General features: G+C 59.2%; 19 protein-coding genes (1 of these 19 cut by a window edge). 13 read left to right on the top strand and 6 right to left on the bottom strand.

Annotated features, from left to right (window positions below):
- Positions 1-51: 51 nt before the first annotated feature.
- The 5 genes from nrdR to dnaB form a co-directional block, all read right to left on the bottom strand.
- Positions 52-474 carry a transcriptional regulator NrdR gene (nrdR, locus tag M8445_RS07375; RefSeq protein WP_273990738.1) on the bottom strand — a complete coding sequence of 141 codons (423 nt, stop codon included), beginning with the start codon at positions 472-474 and terminating at the stop codon, positions 52-54.
- Positions 475-541: 67 nt separating this feature from the next.
- Positions 542-1,264 (bottom strand): SDR family NAD(P)-dependent oxidoreductase, encoded by a 723-nt coding sequence (locus tag M8445_RS07370; protein WP_273990735.1) that lies wholly within the window; start codon positions 1,262-1,264, stop codon positions 542-544.
- Positions 1,265-1,303: 39 nt separating this feature from the next.
- On the bottom strand, positions 1,304-1,510 hold the full coding sequence (locus tag M8445_RS07365) for a hypothetical protein (protein ID WP_273990732.1): 207 nt from the start codon (positions 1,508-1,510) through the stop codon (positions 1,304-1,306).
- 142 nt (positions 1,511-1,652) lie between these two features.
- Entirely contained in the window at positions 1,653-2,333 is a 681-nt protein-coding gene (locus tag M8445_RS07360) for an NUDIX hydrolase (RefSeq protein ID WP_078300865.1), read from the bottom strand.
- Complete coding sequence (dnaB, locus tag M8445_RS07355) at positions 2,333-3,679, bottom strand: replicative DNA helicase (protein ID WP_273990728.1); 1,347 nt, start codon at positions 3,677-3,679, stop codon at positions 2,333-2,335. Before dnaB ends, M8445_RS07360 begins: the two co-directional genes overlap by 1 nt.
- A gap of 431 nt (positions 3,680-4,110) precedes the next feature.
- Between dnaB and M8445_RS07350 the strand changes: the two genes are divergently transcribed.
- From M8445_RS07350 to M8445_RS07340, 3 genes are all read left to right on the top strand, one after another.
- Positions 4,111-4,569, top strand: coding sequence for a type IV pilin protein (locus tag M8445_RS07350; RefSeq protein WP_273990725.1), 459 nt, complete (start codon positions 4,111-4,113; stop codon positions 4,567-4,569).
- A 63-nt stretch (positions 4,570-4,632) separates the two neighbouring features.
- Entirely contained in the window at positions 4,633-4,995 is a 363-nt protein-coding gene (locus M8445_RS07345; protein ID WP_273990723.1) for a type II secretion system protein, read from the top strand.
- A gap of 60 nt (positions 4,996-5,055) precedes the next feature.
- Positions 5,056-5,607, top strand: coding sequence for a DUF1802 family protein (locus M8445_RS07340; protein ID WP_273990721.1), 552 nt, complete (start codon positions 5,056-5,058; stop codon positions 5,605-5,607).
- A gap of 51 nt (positions 5,608-5,658) precedes the next feature.
- On the opposite strand, the gene M8445_RS07335 is transcribed toward M8445_RS07340, so the two are convergent.
- On the bottom strand, positions 5,659-6,120 hold the full coding sequence (locus M8445_RS07335) for a hypothetical protein (RefSeq protein ID WP_273990720.1): 462 nt from the start codon (positions 6,118-6,120) through the stop codon (positions 5,659-5,661).
- 171 nt (positions 6,121-6,291) lie between these two features.
- On the opposite strand from M8445_RS07335, the gene M8445_RS07330 reads away from it, so the two are divergent.
- The 10 genes from M8445_RS07330 to M8445_RS07285 all read left to right on the top strand — a co-directional run.
- Complete coding sequence (locus tag M8445_RS07330; protein WP_273990718.1) at positions 6,292-7,041, top strand: class I SAM-dependent DNA methyltransferase; 750 nt, start codon at positions 6,292-6,294, stop codon at positions 7,039-7,041.
- Positions 7,038-8,039 (top strand): NAD(P)H-dependent glycerol-3-phosphate dehydrogenase, encoded by a 1,002-nt coding sequence (locus M8445_RS07325; RefSeq protein ID WP_273990717.1) that lies wholly within the window; start codon positions 7,038-7,040, stop codon positions 8,037-8,039. Before M8445_RS07330 ends, M8445_RS07325 begins: the two co-directional genes overlap by 4 nt.
- A 347-nt stretch (positions 8,040-8,386) precedes the next feature.
- A complete protein-coding gene (locus M8445_RS07320) occupies positions 8,387-11,425 on the top strand; it encodes an adenosylcobalamin-dependent ribonucleoside-diphosphate reductase (RefSeq protein WP_273990714.1) in 3,039 nt (1,012 codons plus the stop codon).
- Between the two features lie 125 nt (positions 11,426-11,550).
- On the top strand, positions 11,551-12,432 hold the full coding sequence (locus M8445_RS07315; RefSeq protein ID WP_273990712.1) for a phosphoribosyltransferase-like protein: 882 nt from the start codon (positions 11,551-11,553) through the stop codon (positions 12,430-12,432).
- Between the two features lie 9 nt (positions 12,433-12,441).
- Positions 12,442-14,262, top strand: coding sequence for an ORC-CDC6 family AAA ATPase (locus M8445_RS07310; RefSeq protein ID WP_273990711.1), 1,821 nt, complete (start codon positions 12,442-12,444; stop codon positions 14,260-14,262).
- Positions 14,259-15,182 carry a hypothetical protein gene (locus M8445_RS07305; RefSeq protein WP_273990710.1) on the top strand — a complete coding sequence of 308 codons (924 nt, stop codon included), beginning with the start codon at positions 14,259-14,261 and terminating at the stop codon, positions 15,180-15,182. The genes M8445_RS07310 and M8445_RS07305 overlap by 4 nt, the downstream gene beginning before the upstream one ends.
- Positions 15,179-16,225, top strand: a complete 1,047-nt coding sequence (locus M8445_RS07300) for an N-6 DNA methylase (protein WP_273990709.1) — start codon at positions 15,179-15,181, stop codon at positions 16,223-16,225. Before M8445_RS07305 ends, M8445_RS07300 begins: the two co-directional genes overlap by 4 nt.
- A 125-nt stretch (positions 16,226-16,350) precedes the next feature.
- On the top strand, positions 16,351-16,686 hold the full coding sequence (locus M8445_RS07295; RefSeq protein ID WP_273990708.1) for a hypothetical protein: 336 nt from the start codon (positions 16,351-16,353) through the stop codon (positions 16,684-16,686).
- An 87-nt stretch (positions 16,687-16,773) separates the two neighbouring features.
- Positions 16,774-17,712, top strand: coding sequence for a diacylglycerol/lipid kinase family protein (locus M8445_RS07290; RefSeq protein ID WP_337961613.1), 939 nt, complete (start codon positions 16,774-16,776; stop codon positions 17,710-17,712).
- 47 nt (positions 17,713-17,759) lie between these two features.
- Positions 17,760-17,969 carry the start of a PHP-associated domain-containing protein gene (locus M8445_RS07285; protein WP_273990858.1) on the top strand. The gene runs 483 nt beyond the window's last position, so the window shows 210 of its 693 coding nt (coding positions 1-210); its start codon is at positions 17,760-17,762; the stop codon falls past the right edge of the window.

The raw sequence follows: 17,969 nt of genomic DNA, 5'->3' as shown, positions 1-17,969 counted from the left end.
ATGAGACCGGGGAATTTCAAGCCCCTGCCTCCTGGGCCTTCGTGCTGGTCGCTATTCCCTCGCCTGTGGAAACTCTTGGTCGAAGTCGCGGTACACGCTCGCGAAGCGAATGTACGCCACGTCGTCCAGGGGGCGCAGGAAGGTCATGGCGCGGCGGCCGATCTCGGTGGCGGGAATCTCGGCGGTCTGCACCTCGTCCTCGAAGGAGTACGCGAAGGCGCGCAGCGCGGCCGGATCGACCGGGCGTTTCTCGCTGGCGAGGGTCAGGCCGCGCAGGAGCTTGTCGGGGTTGAACGCCTCGCGGGGGCCGCTGCGTTTGGCGACCATCAGCGGTTCGAGTTGCGCGCGTTCGTAGGTCGTGAAGCGCCGCGCGCAGTTCAGGCACTCGCGGCGGCGGCGGATGCTGGCCCCGTCGTCACTGGGCCGGGAGTTCACGACCTTGCTGTCCGGAGCGGAGCAGTACGGGCACCTCACACGGACTCCGGGTACATGGTTCGCAAAACCGTTGCAACCTGAGCGAAGCGAGAAGAAGAGAAACGGGTCACAGCGGGTAGGCGTCCAGCGCGCGGATTTTCGGAATGGGCGGCATGGGCACGTCCATGACGTTGCCGCGCAGGTGTTTCATGCCGGGCGCGGCCAGGGCCAGCACGGCGTTCGAGAGTGGGGCGTCCAGGGTGTCGTCGCTGCTGCTGGCGCGGCTGGGCAGCAGCAGGTTCAGGCGCAGATCCTCGGTGTGGGCCTGTTCGACCAGTCCGCGCAGCGCGCCGCGTTGCGGGTGGGCCTGCAGGCCGCGCTCGTCGAGGTGCGGGCCGATGATGGTCAGCCACGTGCCGGGCAGGCGGCGGCGCACGATCTGCGCGATGCCCACGGTGCTTTTGAGGTTGCAGTTGAACAGGTCCATCCATTCGTTCTCGCTGAGCGACGTGAATTCGCTGTGCGAGCGTTTGTCGGCCAGGTGCACGATGCCGTGCAGCGCGCCGAAGATTTCCAGGATGCGGTTCTGCGCGCTGAGCCAGTCGAGGGGAACGCCCACGTCGGCCTTGATGGGAATGGCGTGCCCGCCCGTGTGCTCGAGGTGACTGGCGGCGGTGGCGAGGGTCTCGCTGTTCGCTCCGATCAGGACGACACTGGCTCCGGCGCTGGCCAGGGCGGCGCTGATGGTGCGGCCGTACCCCTGGTCGGCGCCGGTCACGGCGATCACCTGACCGGCCAGGACTTCGCTCAGGTGGCCCGGGCGGGGGGTCGGGTTGAACGGCTGCGTCATGCGCCCAGCATAGCGGAGTGAAGGCCGGGTGAACGGGCCTCAGCCGGTCTGCGGCAGGCGTTTCAGGGCGCTCAGGGGTGGGTCGCTGGCGCGGTGGCCCAGGTTGCAGGGGTGGCACCAGTAGGCCTGATCGCCGTCGCGCAGGTCGTGCAGGGTCAGGGGCTGGGCGCAGTGGGGGCAGACGTGCACGTACCCGCGTCCGCTGGATGGCAACGGATCGGCCTCCTTACGTAATAGACGCTTCATATTCTGATATTAACAGAGTATATGTAGGTGTCAAACGCGCCCCGGAAGCACCCGCTCCGCCCACGGCGGCGCCCCACAGCAGCGGGCGGCTCACTTCCACAGAAGCGCGCCGCCCATGTTCACCTGCCTCAAACGCCGCCCTCTACAGGTCAGGCTCGTCACTGAACTCAGGTTCCTGACCACGCGCGCCCGGCAGCGGATCGCCCACCCGGCGCCTCTTACGCAGCATCGCCGGTTCCTTATCCAAGTTGAACACGAAATGCCGGGGCCGGCGCTCACGCAACCACGTCTCCAGCGCCACCAGACGCGGCCGGAACCGGATGAACTCCCGCAACTGCCGGATCGGCACGAAGCGCGCCTCCTGCACGTCCCGGTCCGGGTCGCGCGGCTCCAGCTTCCCGCCCACCTCGCGCCCCGTGTAGAAGAACTGCAGGTGATGCCCCCACGTCACCGCCTGAAACTCCACGATGAACGCCAGATCCCGCAACTCCACGACCAGTCCTGTCTCCTCGAACGTCTCGCGGCGCGCACCGTCCTGCACCAGCTCACCGGACTCCAGGCCGCCCTTGGGCAGCGACCAGCGGCCCCGCTCTCGCACCAGCAGAATCTCGTCGCCGCGCAGCACGATGCAGCCCACCCCGATGCGCGGGTCCGCCAGCGGCCGCTTCTGCCCGCGCTTGCTCGGCGCGGCCGGCGTGGGCACGGCGGTGGTGTTCGTCACCTGACCCGGCCGGGGCTGCGCGGGCGCACTGCCACCCCGCCGCCGCCTGCGTCTGCGCTGCCCGCCCGCCTGACCTGCCGCTTTCGCCTGATCCTCCGCCATTACACTCCCTCCGGCGCAAGATCATTGAACCGTACGTGCGAACTGTGAAACTGCAACTTCACCGTGCCGACCGGCCCGTTGCGCTGCTTCCCGATAATGATTTCCGCGATGCCCTGCTGATCCGTTTCCTTGTTGTAGTACTCGTCGCGGTAGATGAACATCACGATATCCGCGTCCTGCTCGATCGCACCCGACTCACGCAGGTCCGACAGCATGGGCCGGTGATTCGGACGCTGCTCGACCGCGCGCGACAGCTGCGACAGCACGATGATCGGCACTTCCATCTCACGCGCCAGACTCTTCAGACCACGCGAGATGGTACTGATCTCCTGCTGCCGGTTATCACTGCCGCCGCTGCTCTTGCCGCCCGACATCAACTGCAGGTAATCGATCACCACCAGCCCCAGCTGACCGTGCTGCGCCGCGATCCGCCGGAGCTTGCTGCGCAGACCGTTCAGCGTCAGGTCCGCCTCATCGTCAATGATCATCGGCGCGTCCGCCAGACGACCCGCCGCGTGCGCCAGCCGCTCGAAATCCCGCTCGTTCAGCTGCCCACTGCGGATGCGGTTCATGTCCACCCGCGCCTCACTGCACAGCATGCGCAGCGCCAGCTGCACTGCCGGCATTTCCAGACTGAACACCGCGACCGCCTTCTCACCCCGCAGCGCCACGTTCTGCGCGATCGACAGCGCGAACGCCGTCTTCCCCATCGAGGGCCGCGCCGCCAGCACGTTCAGACTGCCCTTCTGCAATCCGCTGATCTGCTCGTCCAGGTCACGGAAACCGCTGCTCACGCCGTCCGGAATGCCCTTGTTCTGATGCAACAACGTGATGTACTCGAACGTCTCCGTGACGACCTCGTTCATCGCCTGGTACGCCTCGCCCTTCTGTTTCTGCTCGGCCACCTCGAAGATCATCTTCTCCGCGCGGTCCAGCAGGTCCTCCAGCGGCAACTGCCCCTCGTAGGCCAGTTGCATGGCCTTCCCGGACGCGCTGATCAGCGCGCGCAGCGTGTGTTTCTCCTGCACGATGCGCGCGTAATGCTCCGCGTACGCGGCGGTAGGCACCTGATCCGACAGACCGATCAGGTACGTCAGGCCACCCACCTCATCCAGCTGCCCCTTTACACGCAGGTCCTCGCTGAGCGTCACGAGATCCACCGGCTCACCCCGCTCCTGCAGGGTCCGCATAGCCGTGAAGATCTTGCGGTGCCCCTCACGGTAGAACATCTCCGGAGCCACCGAATCCCCCAGCTGATTCAAAGTGTCGTTATCGAGCAGAATGCTGCCCAGCACGCTGATTTCAGCGTCGTTACTGTGCGGCGGAACGCGCGGCGTGAGTTCCAAGACAAGCCTCTCTTCCGGCACACGGCGCGCGCCACGGCCCCCAGGGAGCCCAGCGCCGCGCACGCGACCACAAATTCAAGTAAGTGTGGGGACACAAGCGTCCCATTCGCCGGAGCCACCAACCCGCCCCAGCTGAACTGCCCAGCAGCATAGCACCCCGCACCCCCCACAGCCGGCCCTCACAAACTCTTACAGAGCAGTAATAGAGTCCAAAATCAACCAGAAACAGCGCGTCTACCGGGAAAATGCCGAAATAGACCACCCGGCAAGCACCATTCCCGTAGTCGCAATTCCGTAAGACTCCTGTGAGAAATCCAACCGTACTCTAATGACAGCAAGGACGGGAGACACCCGCACCTGCCAAAGCCATACGCAGGCAGACCCGGACCATACATAACCTTATCCGGACCCGCCGCACCCAGGAGCACACCATGAAAAACAACACCCAGGGCTTCACCCTCATCGAGCTGCTCATCGTCATCGCCATCATCGGTATTCTGGCCGCCGTCCTGATCCCCAACCTGCTCAGCGCCCGTAGCAAGGCTAACGAAAGCGCTGCTCAGAGCTTCATTCGCAACACTGTGACGGCAGTCGAAACGAACCGTGACACTGTGAGCGGCAAGCTGACCAACGGGGGCTATAGCGCTGCCGGGGTTAAGGCCACTCCTGCTGTCATCACTGCATACGCGCCCTCCACCGGTAGCGTCCAGACGTGCACCTCCGCGCAAGGCAAGGACGTTACCGAACTGCCCGCTGGTATCGCAACTTGCACCATTAGCACGGGTGGTCAGGACAACTACGTTGTGAACCTCGCGATGGACAACGGTGGCCTGTTCGCCTACGACGGTTCGACGGTCAAGAAAGTGACTGCTGCTGTCTCTGCCCCCTGATCTCACTCAATTTCCTGTAGGCCGCCCTCTGTGGCGGCCTTTTTCAATCAGGACTTGATACCCATGACCAATCAACAAGCGGGTTTTACTCTGATAGAGCTACTTATCGTCATTGCCATCATCGGTGTGCTGGCGGCCGTGCTTGTGCCCAATGCGTTGGCCGCGCGGAACAAGGGGCATGATGGTGTGGCCGGAAGTTACGGCAAGCACATGCTGGGGTACGCCACTTCCTGGCTGACGAACGACCCGTCGAACAAGACGGCGGATCTTCCAGCCGATTGCGCCGACGCTCTGTACGTTCAGGAAGGTGCTTCTGTCCAGTGGCCTCAGTCGGTGGTGACCTGCGAGGTTCTTCAGGTCGGTGCTGACGGTTACGCCGTGAAGGTCAAGTCGCTATCCGGGCATGAGTTCACATTCAGCAATTGACGGCCTTCTGGCCTCTCGTGCGTCCCGTTCGGGGCGCTTTTTTATTTTATGCTACCCGCCATGTCTGCTGCTCTGTCTGCCCTGAAAGAATGGGACGCCCAATCCCGGCTCCTTACCCAAGGCACTCTCTCGCTACTGATCCGCAAAGGTGGGATCATGGAAACGCATGACGGTTTCGAGGTAGAGCATCGGTCGTTCCTGTTGTATCCGACCTTTCTGCACCAGAATCCGGCGGAGCTTCAACTTCAGTATCAATCGCTGCTACGCGATGACCCGCAGCCGGGCGTGATTGAGTTTCCGGCGTTGGCGGAGGTGGTGGCGGTGCATAAGGTCGAGTTCCTGGACAGCGCCCTCAAGTTGGAGCCTTTGCAGGCGTTAACGGGCGCGGCGATCGAGCGGCGCTTTCAGTACCGGAACCGTCCATGGGTACATGCGTTGCTGTTGCGGGTGCGGCCTCTGCTGGGGCCGCTGGTCCTGCCGGAGTCGGCGGGCATGCTGGGGTGCGTGAGCTGGGTGCCGCTGGGCAACGTGACGGTGCGGGCTGGGGACCCGGTGGTGCCGGAAGACGTGCTGGAAGCGCGGCGACTGGAGCTGGAGCAGTTGCTGGCATGAGTGAAGGGGAGGCAGCATAGCCTCCCCTCTCCTCTTTTGGGTGCGCCCCTGTTACTGGGCGTCGAGGTCGTAGTTGTTCAGGAGGGTGGTCTGCACGCCACCCTGGGCGTCGGTGAGGTTCCAACCGGTTTTCGTACCGGCGAGGAACTGGTTGTCGCGCTGGGCAAGAACGAGGCGTTTGCCGTTGTCACGGCTGAGGACAGTGTCGCTGGCGTCGTAGCGGCTGTTATTGTTGGCGTCGCGGAACACGATGACGCGGTAGTAGCCGTACGGGACGTTGCTGGGCAGGTCGAGGGCGTACCCGCCGGTCAGGAAGCGGTCGAGGATCTGGCCCTGGGTGCCGTCGGCGGTGTACTGGCCACCGTTGTACCCGACGATGGCGAGGCGGAGGTTCTGTTCGGCGGTGAAGCCGCGCAGCTGGCCGGTGACGTCCTTGCGGACGGGGTTGCCGGCGAGGGTGCAGGCGCTGAGGGTCAGGGTGCCGAGGGCGGCGGCGATCAGCTGGGTTTTCATGGTGGGGTCCTCCGGGGTGGGGTGTGCGTTGGGTCTGACAGCATGAACTGTGGTTACCTGCACGGTAGAGCGGGCCGTGCGGGGCGGGTAGGTCGGCTTCCTTGCGGCCTTTCTCATGGGTGGTCTGGTGGAGTGGGGCGCTGGGGGCGGCGGGGGCCTATACTCGCGGGCATGCAGAGGCAGCCGTTTACAGCGTTGGCCGCCGTGTACGACGCGATCATGGCGGATGTGGAGTACGACCACTGGGCGGACTTCGTGCTGACGTTCGCGCGGGACGGTGGCCTGGATGGGTCGGGGGGTGCGCTGGATCTGGCGTGCGGCACGGGCGGGTTCACGCGGGAGTTACGCGCGGCGGGTCTGGATGTGACGGGCCTGGATTTCAGTGAGGAGATGCTGCGCGAGGCGCGCACACGGTTGCCGGGGGTGCCGTTCGTGCAGGGTGACCTGCGGTCGTTCGCGCTCCCAGAGCGGTTCTCGCTGGTGACGTGCGTGTTCGACAGCCTGAACAACCTGCTGACACCGGAGGACCTGGGAGCGGCGTTGGGGCAGGCACGGGCGCATCTGCGGCCCGGCGGGCTGTTCGCGTTCGACGTGAACACGCGCCTGGGCGTGCGGGAGTTGTGGGAGGGAGACGCGATCGAGGGTCTGGCGCCCATGGCGGACGGCGGCGAGGTGCATTACCACTGGTCGCATCATCATGATGCGGAGGCGGACCTGGGGGTGGTGCAGGCGTTCTGCCGGGTGGGTGAACTGGAGTTCGTGGAGACGCACCGGGAGCGCGGGTACGACCCGGCGGACCTGGAACCGCTGCTGGTGGCGGCGGGGTTCGCGCGGTGGGAGATCGTGGAGTACCCGGATTACGCGCCGCCGGAACCGGACGCGCCGCGCGTGTGGGTATTCGCGTGGGCGGAGGGCGAGTGAGCGCGCGGGGCCTGCCAGTACAGGGCCTGCCGGTGCTGAGTCTGCCGGTACTGGGCGCGGGCGGCTGGGGCACGGCGCTGGCGGTGAACGCGGCGCGCAACGGCCCGGTGACCCTGTGGGCGCGGCGTGAGGCGTTCGCGGCCGAACTGGACCGCGAGCGGGTGAACGCGGAGTACCTGCCGGGCGTGACCCTGCCCGCGAACCTGCGGGTCACGCCGGACCTCGCGGGCGCGGTGGCGGGGGCGGCGTTCGCGCTGGTGGTCGTGCCGAGCGTGGGCGTGCCCGACCTGCTGGCCGAACTGCCGCGTGAGCTGGGCGTGGTGCTGTGCGCCAAGGGCCTGGCACCGGATGGGGGTCAGTTGACGGTCCTGGCGCGCCGCCTGGGTTTCGGGCGGGTGGCGGTTCTGAGCGGCCCGAATCACGCCGAGGAGGTCGGGCGGGGCCTGCCGGCCGCGACGGTCGTCGCCAGCCGGGACGCGGCCTTCGCGCAGGAGGTGCAGGCGGCCCTGATGACCCCGGCGCTGCGGGTGTACACCAGTCCCGATGAGACGGGCGTGGAACTGGGCGGCGTGCTGAAGAACGTGGTGGCGCTCGCGGCGGGCATGGTGGACGGCCTGCGACTGGGCGACAACGCCAAGGCGGCCCTGATCACGCGCGGCCTGCGCGAGATGGACCGGTATCTGCGCGCCGTGGGCGGCCAGGAGGACACGGTCTACGGCCTGAGCGGTCTGGGGGATCTGGTCACGACCGCCACTAGCCGCCACAGCCGGAACCGTGCGGCGGGCGAGGCGATCGCGCTGGGCGAGCACCCCGGTCAGGGTGGGAAGGTCGTGGAGGGCCTGCGCACGGCGGGCCTGCTGGACGCCTGGGCGCAGGTGCAGGGCGTGGATCTGCCGATCGTACGGGCGGTCGCGCAGGTCGCGGCGGGCCGCTGGACGCCGCAGGCGGCCCTGACGGAACTGATGACGCGGGACGCGAAACCCGAACGGCACGACTGACGGTCCCCGTAGGCGCGGGTTGCCTGAAGGCGGCCGGTGCCCCTGACGGGGGCGGTCTTTCCCTGCTGCGGGCCCTGATCGGGGGCGGTTTCCTGCGTGCCACAGGAGCTTTATCGGGGCTTCATGTAGCCGACCGTTGCAGCATCTTGTACCTCAAATCGAATGCACGTACAAGTGCTTGTACGTCCTGCGGGCGGGTGGTACAGTCAGCCATCTAAGGAACGGCCCACTTCACCGGCCACGCACAGCAGTTTACCCCACGGTCCCCAGCGGGCCGGCGGCGGTTTCATGCTGTGTGTCCTCACGTCCGACACCCGCAGCCCGCTCCCCAGCCAAGGAGAACCACCGTGACCACCCTCAGCGCCCAGCCCCTGACCAACTTCGACGACAACGCCCACCACATCGCCCGGCGGCAGTACCTGCAGGGTGGGGACGGCGACCTGAGCGGCATGTTCCGCCGCATCGCCACCTGGGTTGCCGGGGCCGAAAGCGAGAGCGTACGCGACCACTGGGCGCAGCAGTACTACGACCTGATGGCCGAGAAGAAATTCTGCCCCGGCGGCCGCGTCCTGGCCGGAGCGGGCACCTCGCACGGCAACGTCCTGAACTGCTTCGTGCAGGGCGCCACCGAACACGAGCCCAGCACCTTCGAGGGCGTCATGGAAGTCGCGAAGAAACTCGCGCTGGTCACCAAGGTCGGCGGCGGGAACGGCGTGAACCTCGACGTGTACACCCCCCGCGCGCAGGGCAGCCGCCCCGACGCCGGCGTGCGCGGCTGGGCGTACATGAGCGCCGCCCACGCCGACGTGACCGACTTCATCGAGGGCCTCATGCGGCCCCCCACGCAACCCGACGGTGACAAGCAACCCGTCGCCGTGCGCAACTGGACGCGCGTGGTGTACGGACAGGTCATCAAACCCGAACTGGTCGCCCTGGCCCGCGCCAACGGCGTCGCCGTCGTGAAAGCCATGCCTGAAGGCGTGCAGGCCGTCCCGGACGACATGGGCGGCATCATCGACGCGGCCCGCAAGATCGCCGACGACGGCAAACTCGGCCTGGAACCCCGCATCGACCTGAGCAGCATGCGGCCCGAAGGTGCGCCCATCAAGGGATCGGGCGGCACCAGCAGCGGCCCCGTGAGCTTCCTGCTCGAGATCTTCGACAACTTCCTAGAATGGTCCAACCGCGGCGCGGAACAGAGCGGCCCCATCAACACCCTGCGCTTCGTGTACGCCCCCGTCCTGCGCGTCGTCCGTCAGGGCGGCACCCGGCGCGGCGCGGGCATGGCCACCATCTCCATCGAGCACCCGGACGTTCTGGACTTCCTGACCGCCAAGGACCTCGACCGCGAGGCCGCCGAGGGTGACATCAGCACCTTCAACATCAGCATCCTCGTCACCGAGAAATTCTGGGACACCCTGCAACGCGACGCCCTGTGGCACGTCAGCGTGCAGGACGTGCCCGGCAAGTACGCCCTGCACCCCCAGGCAGAACCCTACACCGGCACGCTGCCCACCCTCCCCGACCGTGAGGAAGACGGCGCGCGAGGCGTGCCCGTGTACACCACCGCCAGCAACGGCAAGATCGACCCGACCGACACCCGCCCCGGCCTCCCCGCCAAGTGGCTGTGGGACCAGATCGCCCAGCACGCCTGGAGCACCGGCGAGCCCGGCCTGATCTTCGTGGACCGCATCAACCAGTACAGCGCCCTGAAGAACCTCGGCAAACGCTACGAGATCCGCAGCACCAACCCCTGCGGCGAGATCCCCCTGACCGTCGGTGAACCCTGCGACCTGGGCGCCATCAACCTCGCCGCGTACGTCAGGGACAGCCGCTTCGACGAGACCGCCTTCCGCGCCGACGTGCGCACCACCGTCCGCTTCCTGGACGACGTGCTGGACGTGAACGTGTTCGCCCTGGAAGACAACCGCGTGGCCAGTCAGGACCTGCGCCGCCTGGGCCTGGGCGTCATGGGCCTCGCGGACGCCCTGATCAAACTCGGCCTGCGGTACGACAGCGACACCGGCCGCCGCGTCATCTACGACATCATGAGCGCCCTGCGCGAGGAAGCCATCGCCGAGAGCGAGAAGCTCGGGCAGGAACGCGGCGTGTACCCCGTGTACGAACGCAACGCCGACAGGATCCCCCACGCCCCCCGGCGCAACGTGGCCGTGCTGACCGTCGCGCCCACCGGCACCACCAGCATGCTCATGGGCGTCAGCAGCGGCATCGAGCCCGTGTTCAGCCCGTTCATCTGGCGCAAGATCGGCAGCGAGTACCGCGCCCTCCTCGCCCCGCTGTTCGTCGAACTGCTCGAAACGTACCCCGCGCCCGACGGCATGCAGGACGCCCAGGGCAACTGGAACTGGGACCGCGTGACCGAAGCCGTCAGCGAGAACCACGGCAGCGTCGTCGGCCTGCCCTTCATCCCCGACGCGCTCCAGCAGGTGTTCGTCTGCGCGCACGACATCAGGCCCGCCGATCACGTCCGCATGCAGGGCGTCGTGCAGTGCGCCTTCGACGCCGAAGGCTTCGCCGCGAACAGCCTCAGCAAGACCATCAACCTGCCCAACAGCGCCACCCTGCAAGACGTGCAGGACGCGTACAGCGAGGCGTACCGCACCGGCTGCAAAGGCATCACCGTGTACCGCGACGGCAGCCGCCAGTTCCAGGTGCTGAGCACCAGCAAGACAAAAGACAAGACCGAAGAACCCGCCGCCCCTGCCGCCAGCACCGAAGTGACCGCTGAACCCACCCCCGCGCCCACCCCGATTGCCGCCACCACGCCCGCCCCGGTCGCCGCCCCCGCCGCCGCGCAGGCCACCCAGCCCGCCCCCCGCGCCGTGTACCAGCGCCCCACCCGCCTCAGCGGCATCACCGACATGATCAAACTCACGGACCCCACCAGCGGCCACCGCCGCAGCTTCCTCGTCACCGTCAACCACCTCGACCGCAAACCCGTCGAAGTCATGGTCATCAGCGGCCGCGCCGGCGACGAAGCCAACGCCGACAGCGAAGCCCTCGGCCGCGTCGTCAGCATCGCCCTGCAACACGGCGTGCCCGCCCAGGCCATCATCAAAACCCTGCGCGGCATCAACGGCGGCCTGTACGGCAGCTACAACGGCCGCCTCGTCGGCAGCAAGGCCGACCTGATCGCCGTCGCCCTCGAAACCTTCCAGAAAGACATGGAAGCCGCCCAACTCCCCCCCCTCGCCGGAGGCAGCACCGACGCCCCCGCACCCGCCAGCGCCGCGCCCAGCGGCGTCAGCGTGGAAAGCATGGACGGCATGAGCCGCGACCGCTGCCCCGTCTGCGAGGAACGCGCCGTGATCCGCGAGGAAGGCTGCCTGAAATGCCAAGCCTGCGGCTACAGCAAATGCGGGTAAGTACACGCTAGATCGTATAAGGTTACACTAGGGGTACCTATTCGCCCCTAGTTTTTTCATATATTTCGAACATACATCAACAAGCCCAATAGCAAGGCCGCACGCGGTTCAAAGGATGGACGCAAATGAGCGAAACCTTCTCTGATGTCTATAATGACATCGAAGCATTAAATCTTAGACTGGAGCGCTTCATTATAGAGAAGTATGAATTCTATGTCAATTTAGGCATAGTAAGTCGAGATTCGGTAGATATAGATGGCTGGCTAAATAATGCACTAAACAACGAGGAGAAGCTTTTTCTAATTTGGATAGCTAATTCCGTTAATTTTATATCCAAGAGGCATTTTACTGAAATGCTCAGAAGAAACATTGAACATACTATCCATTGCCTCGACGAGAAACCAATTATTTACACACCGGTCCACGGAAACAAACCTAAGCCAACGGATAGTGGCAATTATGTATCAAGAATTTTGAGAAATGAAATAGGCATCAGCGAGGAAGATATAAAAACACATCGAGAAGCAATAAGCTTATTGTCCGCAAGAAACATAATTATCTACGATGATATAGTTGGAACTGGCAGTCAATTCGTTAATTTTATAAGTTACAAAGATTATACCCAATGGGGAGAAGAGAAAAGCCTGCTCGAAACCGCAGAAAAAACAGGTTCAACAATACACTACTGCGTTCCGATCGTAGTCGACCAGGGAATTGACAGAATAAAGTCATCGCTAGAAGACAAGGTTACCATTCACTCGCTGTATACTATAACCGATCAACACTCCCTATCATCATCAATCTCAATCTATTGGCCCGCGTGGCTTAAAAAGCTGATTGACATTACACAAGTTAGAGATGAAATACTCGAGAGGACTGACCTCAAAAGCTGGTCTGGCTTTGGTGATCTGGCTTTCACAATTGTCTTCGATCACGGAAGCCCAGATTTCAATATGACTCTTCTTAAACATAAATCCGATAACTGGAATCCACTCATAACCATATAAGGAAAAAAGATGGAAAATCGAGATTCCGAAGGAAGATTGTCACAAGCCTTCACATACAAAAGCGAATGGCTCGTCAAAGACGCAGCCTTACTACTGAAAAAGCCTAACTACCTTAGCGAGTTGGAGCTTGAACGGCCCGTAATTATGACCGGATCACGGGGATCCGGTAAAACCACAGCTTTTCTCTTTCTATGGCATGGCAATAAGGCAATCAATATAGAAAATTTGGGTTCTCAGCGATATTTTGGCCTATATCACAGAATTGACACATCGGTCTGCTATTCTTTTTCTGGCGGTAATTTACCAATCGAGGCGTGGGAAAAAATCTTTAGCCACTATATTAATTTAATAATCTGTGATCTAATTGTAGAATTTGTACAATCTCACGAAGGAGTTGCAGTTTCAGAAGATCATCTTTCTAGAGCATCCAGAATTTTATTCGGTGAGGATAAAATTTTCGATATTTCCTCAAGAATTCAAGAGGAATTAACCCACCTATCTGACAATGTCGCAAATATTAGTCGCAGCGATTTTTCGGGCCACCTTTCCGCACTAAAAACACCGATCGATATTATTCTTGATGGTATTTCGATTAAAGGATCCAAAAACTCGATTCCATTCTATTTTATGTTTGATGAATTTGAGAACTTGCTCGATTATCAGCAAGCAATTCTCAATACACTTCTGAAACATTTCACAAGATCGGCATATGTCAAGATAGGTGTTAGGCCGCTCGGCAGATCGGCATTCAACACAATAAATAAGAATGAACTCCTGCGCAGTCCGGATGACTTTCATAGCATTAATGTTGATGATAGCGTCCGAAAAGGGTACAGAGAATTTGCCCGCTCAATCTGCAATGCCAGACTGAAATACTTAGGAGAGAGTTATATTAATTCGAGCATTGAATCCCTTCTAGAAGAACTTTCAGATGAAGAGGAGGCAAAACTTTTGAATGTTGGCAAATATAACAATCCATTTTTCACTCATTTAGAGTTAGATGATCTTTCAAAAATTAAAGGGGTTCCTTCTCTGAAAATTGCTTTTCTAAGGTATTGGGCGGATGGTCATAATATTAAATACGATGCAATTTTTGATCAATATCAAAGAAACAAAAAAATGTGGGATTCAAGATACGCAAATTATAAATACGCCGTGTTATTTGCAATAGGCAGAGGAAATAGAATACGCAAATATTACTGCGGATGGGAAACCATTGTCATACTTTCACATTATAATATTAGATATCTACTAGAAATGATCGAAACAATGATTTTATTTTCAGCCTCAAAGGAAGGCAGAATAGAAAAGATACATCCGGACATACAAACTAGGGCCGCGATGGCGATTGGTGAAAAGAATTTACACCAAATTGAGGGATTGTCCGTCTACGGAAGGAAAATAATCAAATTGATGTTTGGCTTGGGTAGAATATTCGAACATCTAGCGGCATATCCTGAGAGACGCTCACCAGAAACCAACCAATTCAGAGTGAACGACCTCCAAGCAAACTCTGAAGCACAAAAGATTATAGAATTGGCAGTGCAGCACTCTGGTATCGTAAGAGTGAATGCGAGCAAACTCACATCTATTGCAGACACTAGGGAGTATGAATATATGTTACATCCAATTTTTTCTCCCTATTTTATATTCTCTCATCGAAAAAAGAGAAAAATCTCTCTTACGTCAGACGATATCTCAGAAATTATAGAGGATCCTAAAAGTGCAGTGCAAAGAATAATTAATCGCTCCACTCAAACAAAAGATAGTGCACCACCAGACAACAAACACAGTAAATCTTCTCAGCCTAGCCTCTTCGATAATATATGACCTATATTTCTCATCATAACCTTGAATCAGACTTGAATGAATCTAACTCTATTTTGATAACTGGAATTAAGCGGGGAGATTCAAATTACTGCATAAACTTACCGTCTGATGATGATATTTATATATCTATTATAGATAGAGAAAATATCCGCGTATTACATAAATTAAATAATAGAGATGTTAATCTAAGGAACCAAGATGCGATAGATCATCTCCTTACGTCAATATTACCCGGCAAAAAGTTCATTTTAGATATCACCTTTCTGCCAATAAATGTCTGGGGCGTTCTCTTAAGGAGACTTATTATCTTACACATAAGTCATTGCGTAATGTACAAATCATCAGAGAGTTATGAAAATATGGACGCCGGGGAAACTATCGAAGAATTTCATATGTCAGATGAAATAGAAGGAATTTACCCGCTGCCCGGTTTCTACAGACTTAACAGACCAAAGCTTGGCCAAACTAAAATCTTTATACCCATTCTTGGTTTCCAGGGATCAAGAGTACAATATATACTAGATAAGGAGATTGAGGCGGACTATTTAATACATCCACTGCTTGGTGTTCCTGGTATTAGAAGCGATTATGGACGCATATCTCTTTTTCAAAATCGTCAGATGATAAATCAAAAAGGGGTTTACAAAAATATTGCATACTATTCAGCTTGGTCTCCATTCGAAGCAATCACTGAAATGAAAAAAATAATTGAAGGACGGAGCGGATTATATATAAAAATAGCCCCACTTGGCAACAAACCCAGCTCCTTGGCTGCAATCTTATTTGCAATGCATTGCGAAAAGCTAAAAGGTCATATGGTCAATATAATATTTGATCATCCAAAAATCCCTTCTGATTTCGAAAAAAGAACCGGAAAAATCTACATCTATGATACACACGAATACTGGTATCAGAAATGATTGATCAAATATACACCCCAAATAACATTGCCCAGGAGCTTGTCAATTTGGCATTATCGAGTAATGATCAATCCCCCCTTTACATTGCAGATTTTGCGTGCGGCGATGGAGCTCTATTAAACGCAGCGAGACAAATTTTAGGAGACAGACCAAATTATTTAGCAAATGACATAGATTCGCATTCACTAGAAAAAATTGATTGGTGCAGAGAGCAGTATTGCGATGATTTTACAAATTACGACCGATCATTTAATCACCGATTCCGAAAAATTGATCTAATATTACTTAATCCCCCATTTTCATATAAGTCATCAACAGGAATCGCTTTCAATAATCGTCAAGGATATTCAACTAAATGCAGCCCAGCCATGAGTTTTATATTAAACGCGATAGATTTTTTATCAATAAATGGGCAAGTTGTCGGCATATTTCCGGATAGCGTATTATGGTCAGAACGAGATAGATCTGCAAGAGAGCATATATTGCATTTAGGTTATGAATTTACAACCCATAGGCATCTTCCTTCAAATACATTTCCGGGCTACACTGTTTCTACGTCAATTATCTCTCTAAAACGAAGTGAATCTACGCACTCTAATCACAACACAGATGACTATAGCGAAAATATTGTAGTAGATAGAGGCAAACTGCAAGTACATAAGTCGCTCGGCATAACAAGTAAATCCAGTAAAAGCCCCTTGTTCATACATACAACACATCTAAAAAGTAATCAAATTAGCCACGCGGGCGCATATCGAGTTAGCAGCAATAAGATAATAGGACCACCTTATGTCTTATTACCAAGAGTAGGTAATCCAAATAAAGAAAAAATAACGATAGTCAGGAGGGGCAAATATGTTCTCTCTGATTGCCTAATTTATGTAAAAACGAATGATTTTGAACTTGAAGATATCCAAAGCACTCTAATGCAAAAAATAGATCTTATATATGGCGGATCGTGCGCAAAGTATACAACCATCGCTCGCGTTAGGAAGATCCTGAGAATAAATCTAGGTAACGATCAGAGAGGCAATGCTCCATAATCACCAAATTCCACACTCTGTACTTAAAAAAAATTAATACACCCATTGAATGAAAAAATAAAGAACTTCTCCATAACATTATTGTCTACTATATCCGTTCCTTTTCAAGCCAGTATACTATTAGCGTGCCCCTCTCTGATTACTCCCGCCCCTCCCCTGCCCGGATTCGTCTGTTCCTGTCGCTGCTGCTGCTGCTGGTGCTGACGGCAGTGGTGGGGCGGCGGCGTCCGGGGGAACTGGGCACGCGCGAGAGCCTGCGCCGCAGTTCGTTCACGCGCGTGATGTTCATGGATATCGGGGCGCTCAGCACGCTGGGCGCGCTGTACCTGGTGGTGAATGGCCGGACGCCCGTGCGCGTCCCGGCGGCGGTGGCGAGTCTGTTCGTGGGGAGTTTCGCGCTGCTGCCGGCGCTGGCGTTCGAGGACTGGGCGGCCCTCCGGGAGCAGCGACAGGCCGAGTGATGCGGCGCGGCCCGCCAGTCTGTTGATCTCTGGGTTTGTTCGGGTTTGTTCAAGGCGGCGGGTGGTGCCAGTGGGTACAGTTGCCGAATGACAGCCATGAGTTCCGGGGTGACCCCCGCAGCACCCGAGCGGCGGGGCGCGACCCTGATTTTCAATGCGGGAGCGGGAGGCAGTGAGCACTGCACGCCGGACGATCTGGTCGCGGCGCTGGAGGGTATCGGGTTCACGCCGGTGTACCGCAGTACCAGTTGCGAGGATGACCTGGACGCGGCGCTCGCGGACGTGCGGGGCGCGGTGTTCGTGGCGGGCGGGGACGGCACGGTGCGGGCCGTGGCGGTGCGTCTTGCGGGGCGTGAGGGCGTGACGCTGGGTGTGATTCCCATGGGAACGGCGAATAACGTGGCGAGGATGCTGGGCGTGCAGGGCGCGCCGTTGGACGTGATCGCCGGGTACGCGGGGGCGGGCGCGCGGCCGTTCGATCTGGGGCGCGTGACGGCCCCGTGGGGCGAGGATCTGTTCCTGGAGGCGTGCGGGTGCGGGGCGTTCGCGGACGTGATGGCCGAGTACGACCCGGAGGGCGGCAAGAGTCCGTTGCGGGCGGTGCAGGCGCTCACGGCGACCCTGACGGAGTTCAACCCGTTGCCGGTGGAGCTGTGCCTGGACGGCGTGGAGTTGCCGGAGGTGCCGCTGGCGCTGCTGGAGGTCATGAACACGAACGCGACCGGGCCGAGGCTCAGGCTGGCGACGAACGCCGATCCGGGGGACGGCCAGCTGGACGTGGTGCGGATCGATGCGGGCGCGCGTGAGGGGCTGCTGGCATACCTGGCGGCGCTGGCGCGCGATGAGTTCACGGACCTGAACAGCGTGCAGGTGGACCGGGTGCGCGTGGTCGAGATTCCGTACGTGGGGCAGGCCTTCCACGTGGATGCGGAGGTGCGCCCGGCAGTGCAGGGTGCGTCGGGCCGGGTCCGGATTGAGGTGTGGGCGGGGGCGCTGTCGGTGCTGGTCCCGGTGGCGGGGGCCTGAAGGTGGCTGCGCCGAACAACGTGGTGTGGCGCGAGGGCGTGCAGGTCATGCGCGTGGACCTGCACCTGCACACGGAAGTCAGTCATGACTGCCGCACGCCCCTGCGGGACATTCCGGGCTGGATGCTGCGCACGAACACGCGCGTGATTGCCGTGACGGACCACGACCAGCAGCGCGGGGGCCCCGAATTGCAGGGAATGGTGCGGGACCTGGGCCTGGATGACCGCCTGAGCGTCATCGCGGGTGAGGAGGTCACG

Source organism: Deinococcus aquaticus (assembly GCF_028622095.1).
Taxonomy (GTDB): domain Bacteria; phylum Deinococcota; class Deinococci; order Deinococcales; family Deinococcaceae; genus Deinococcus; species Deinococcus aquaticus.
The sequence above is the reverse complement of the archived record's forward strand: the minus strand, read 5'-3'. Positions and strand labels throughout refer to the sequence as shown.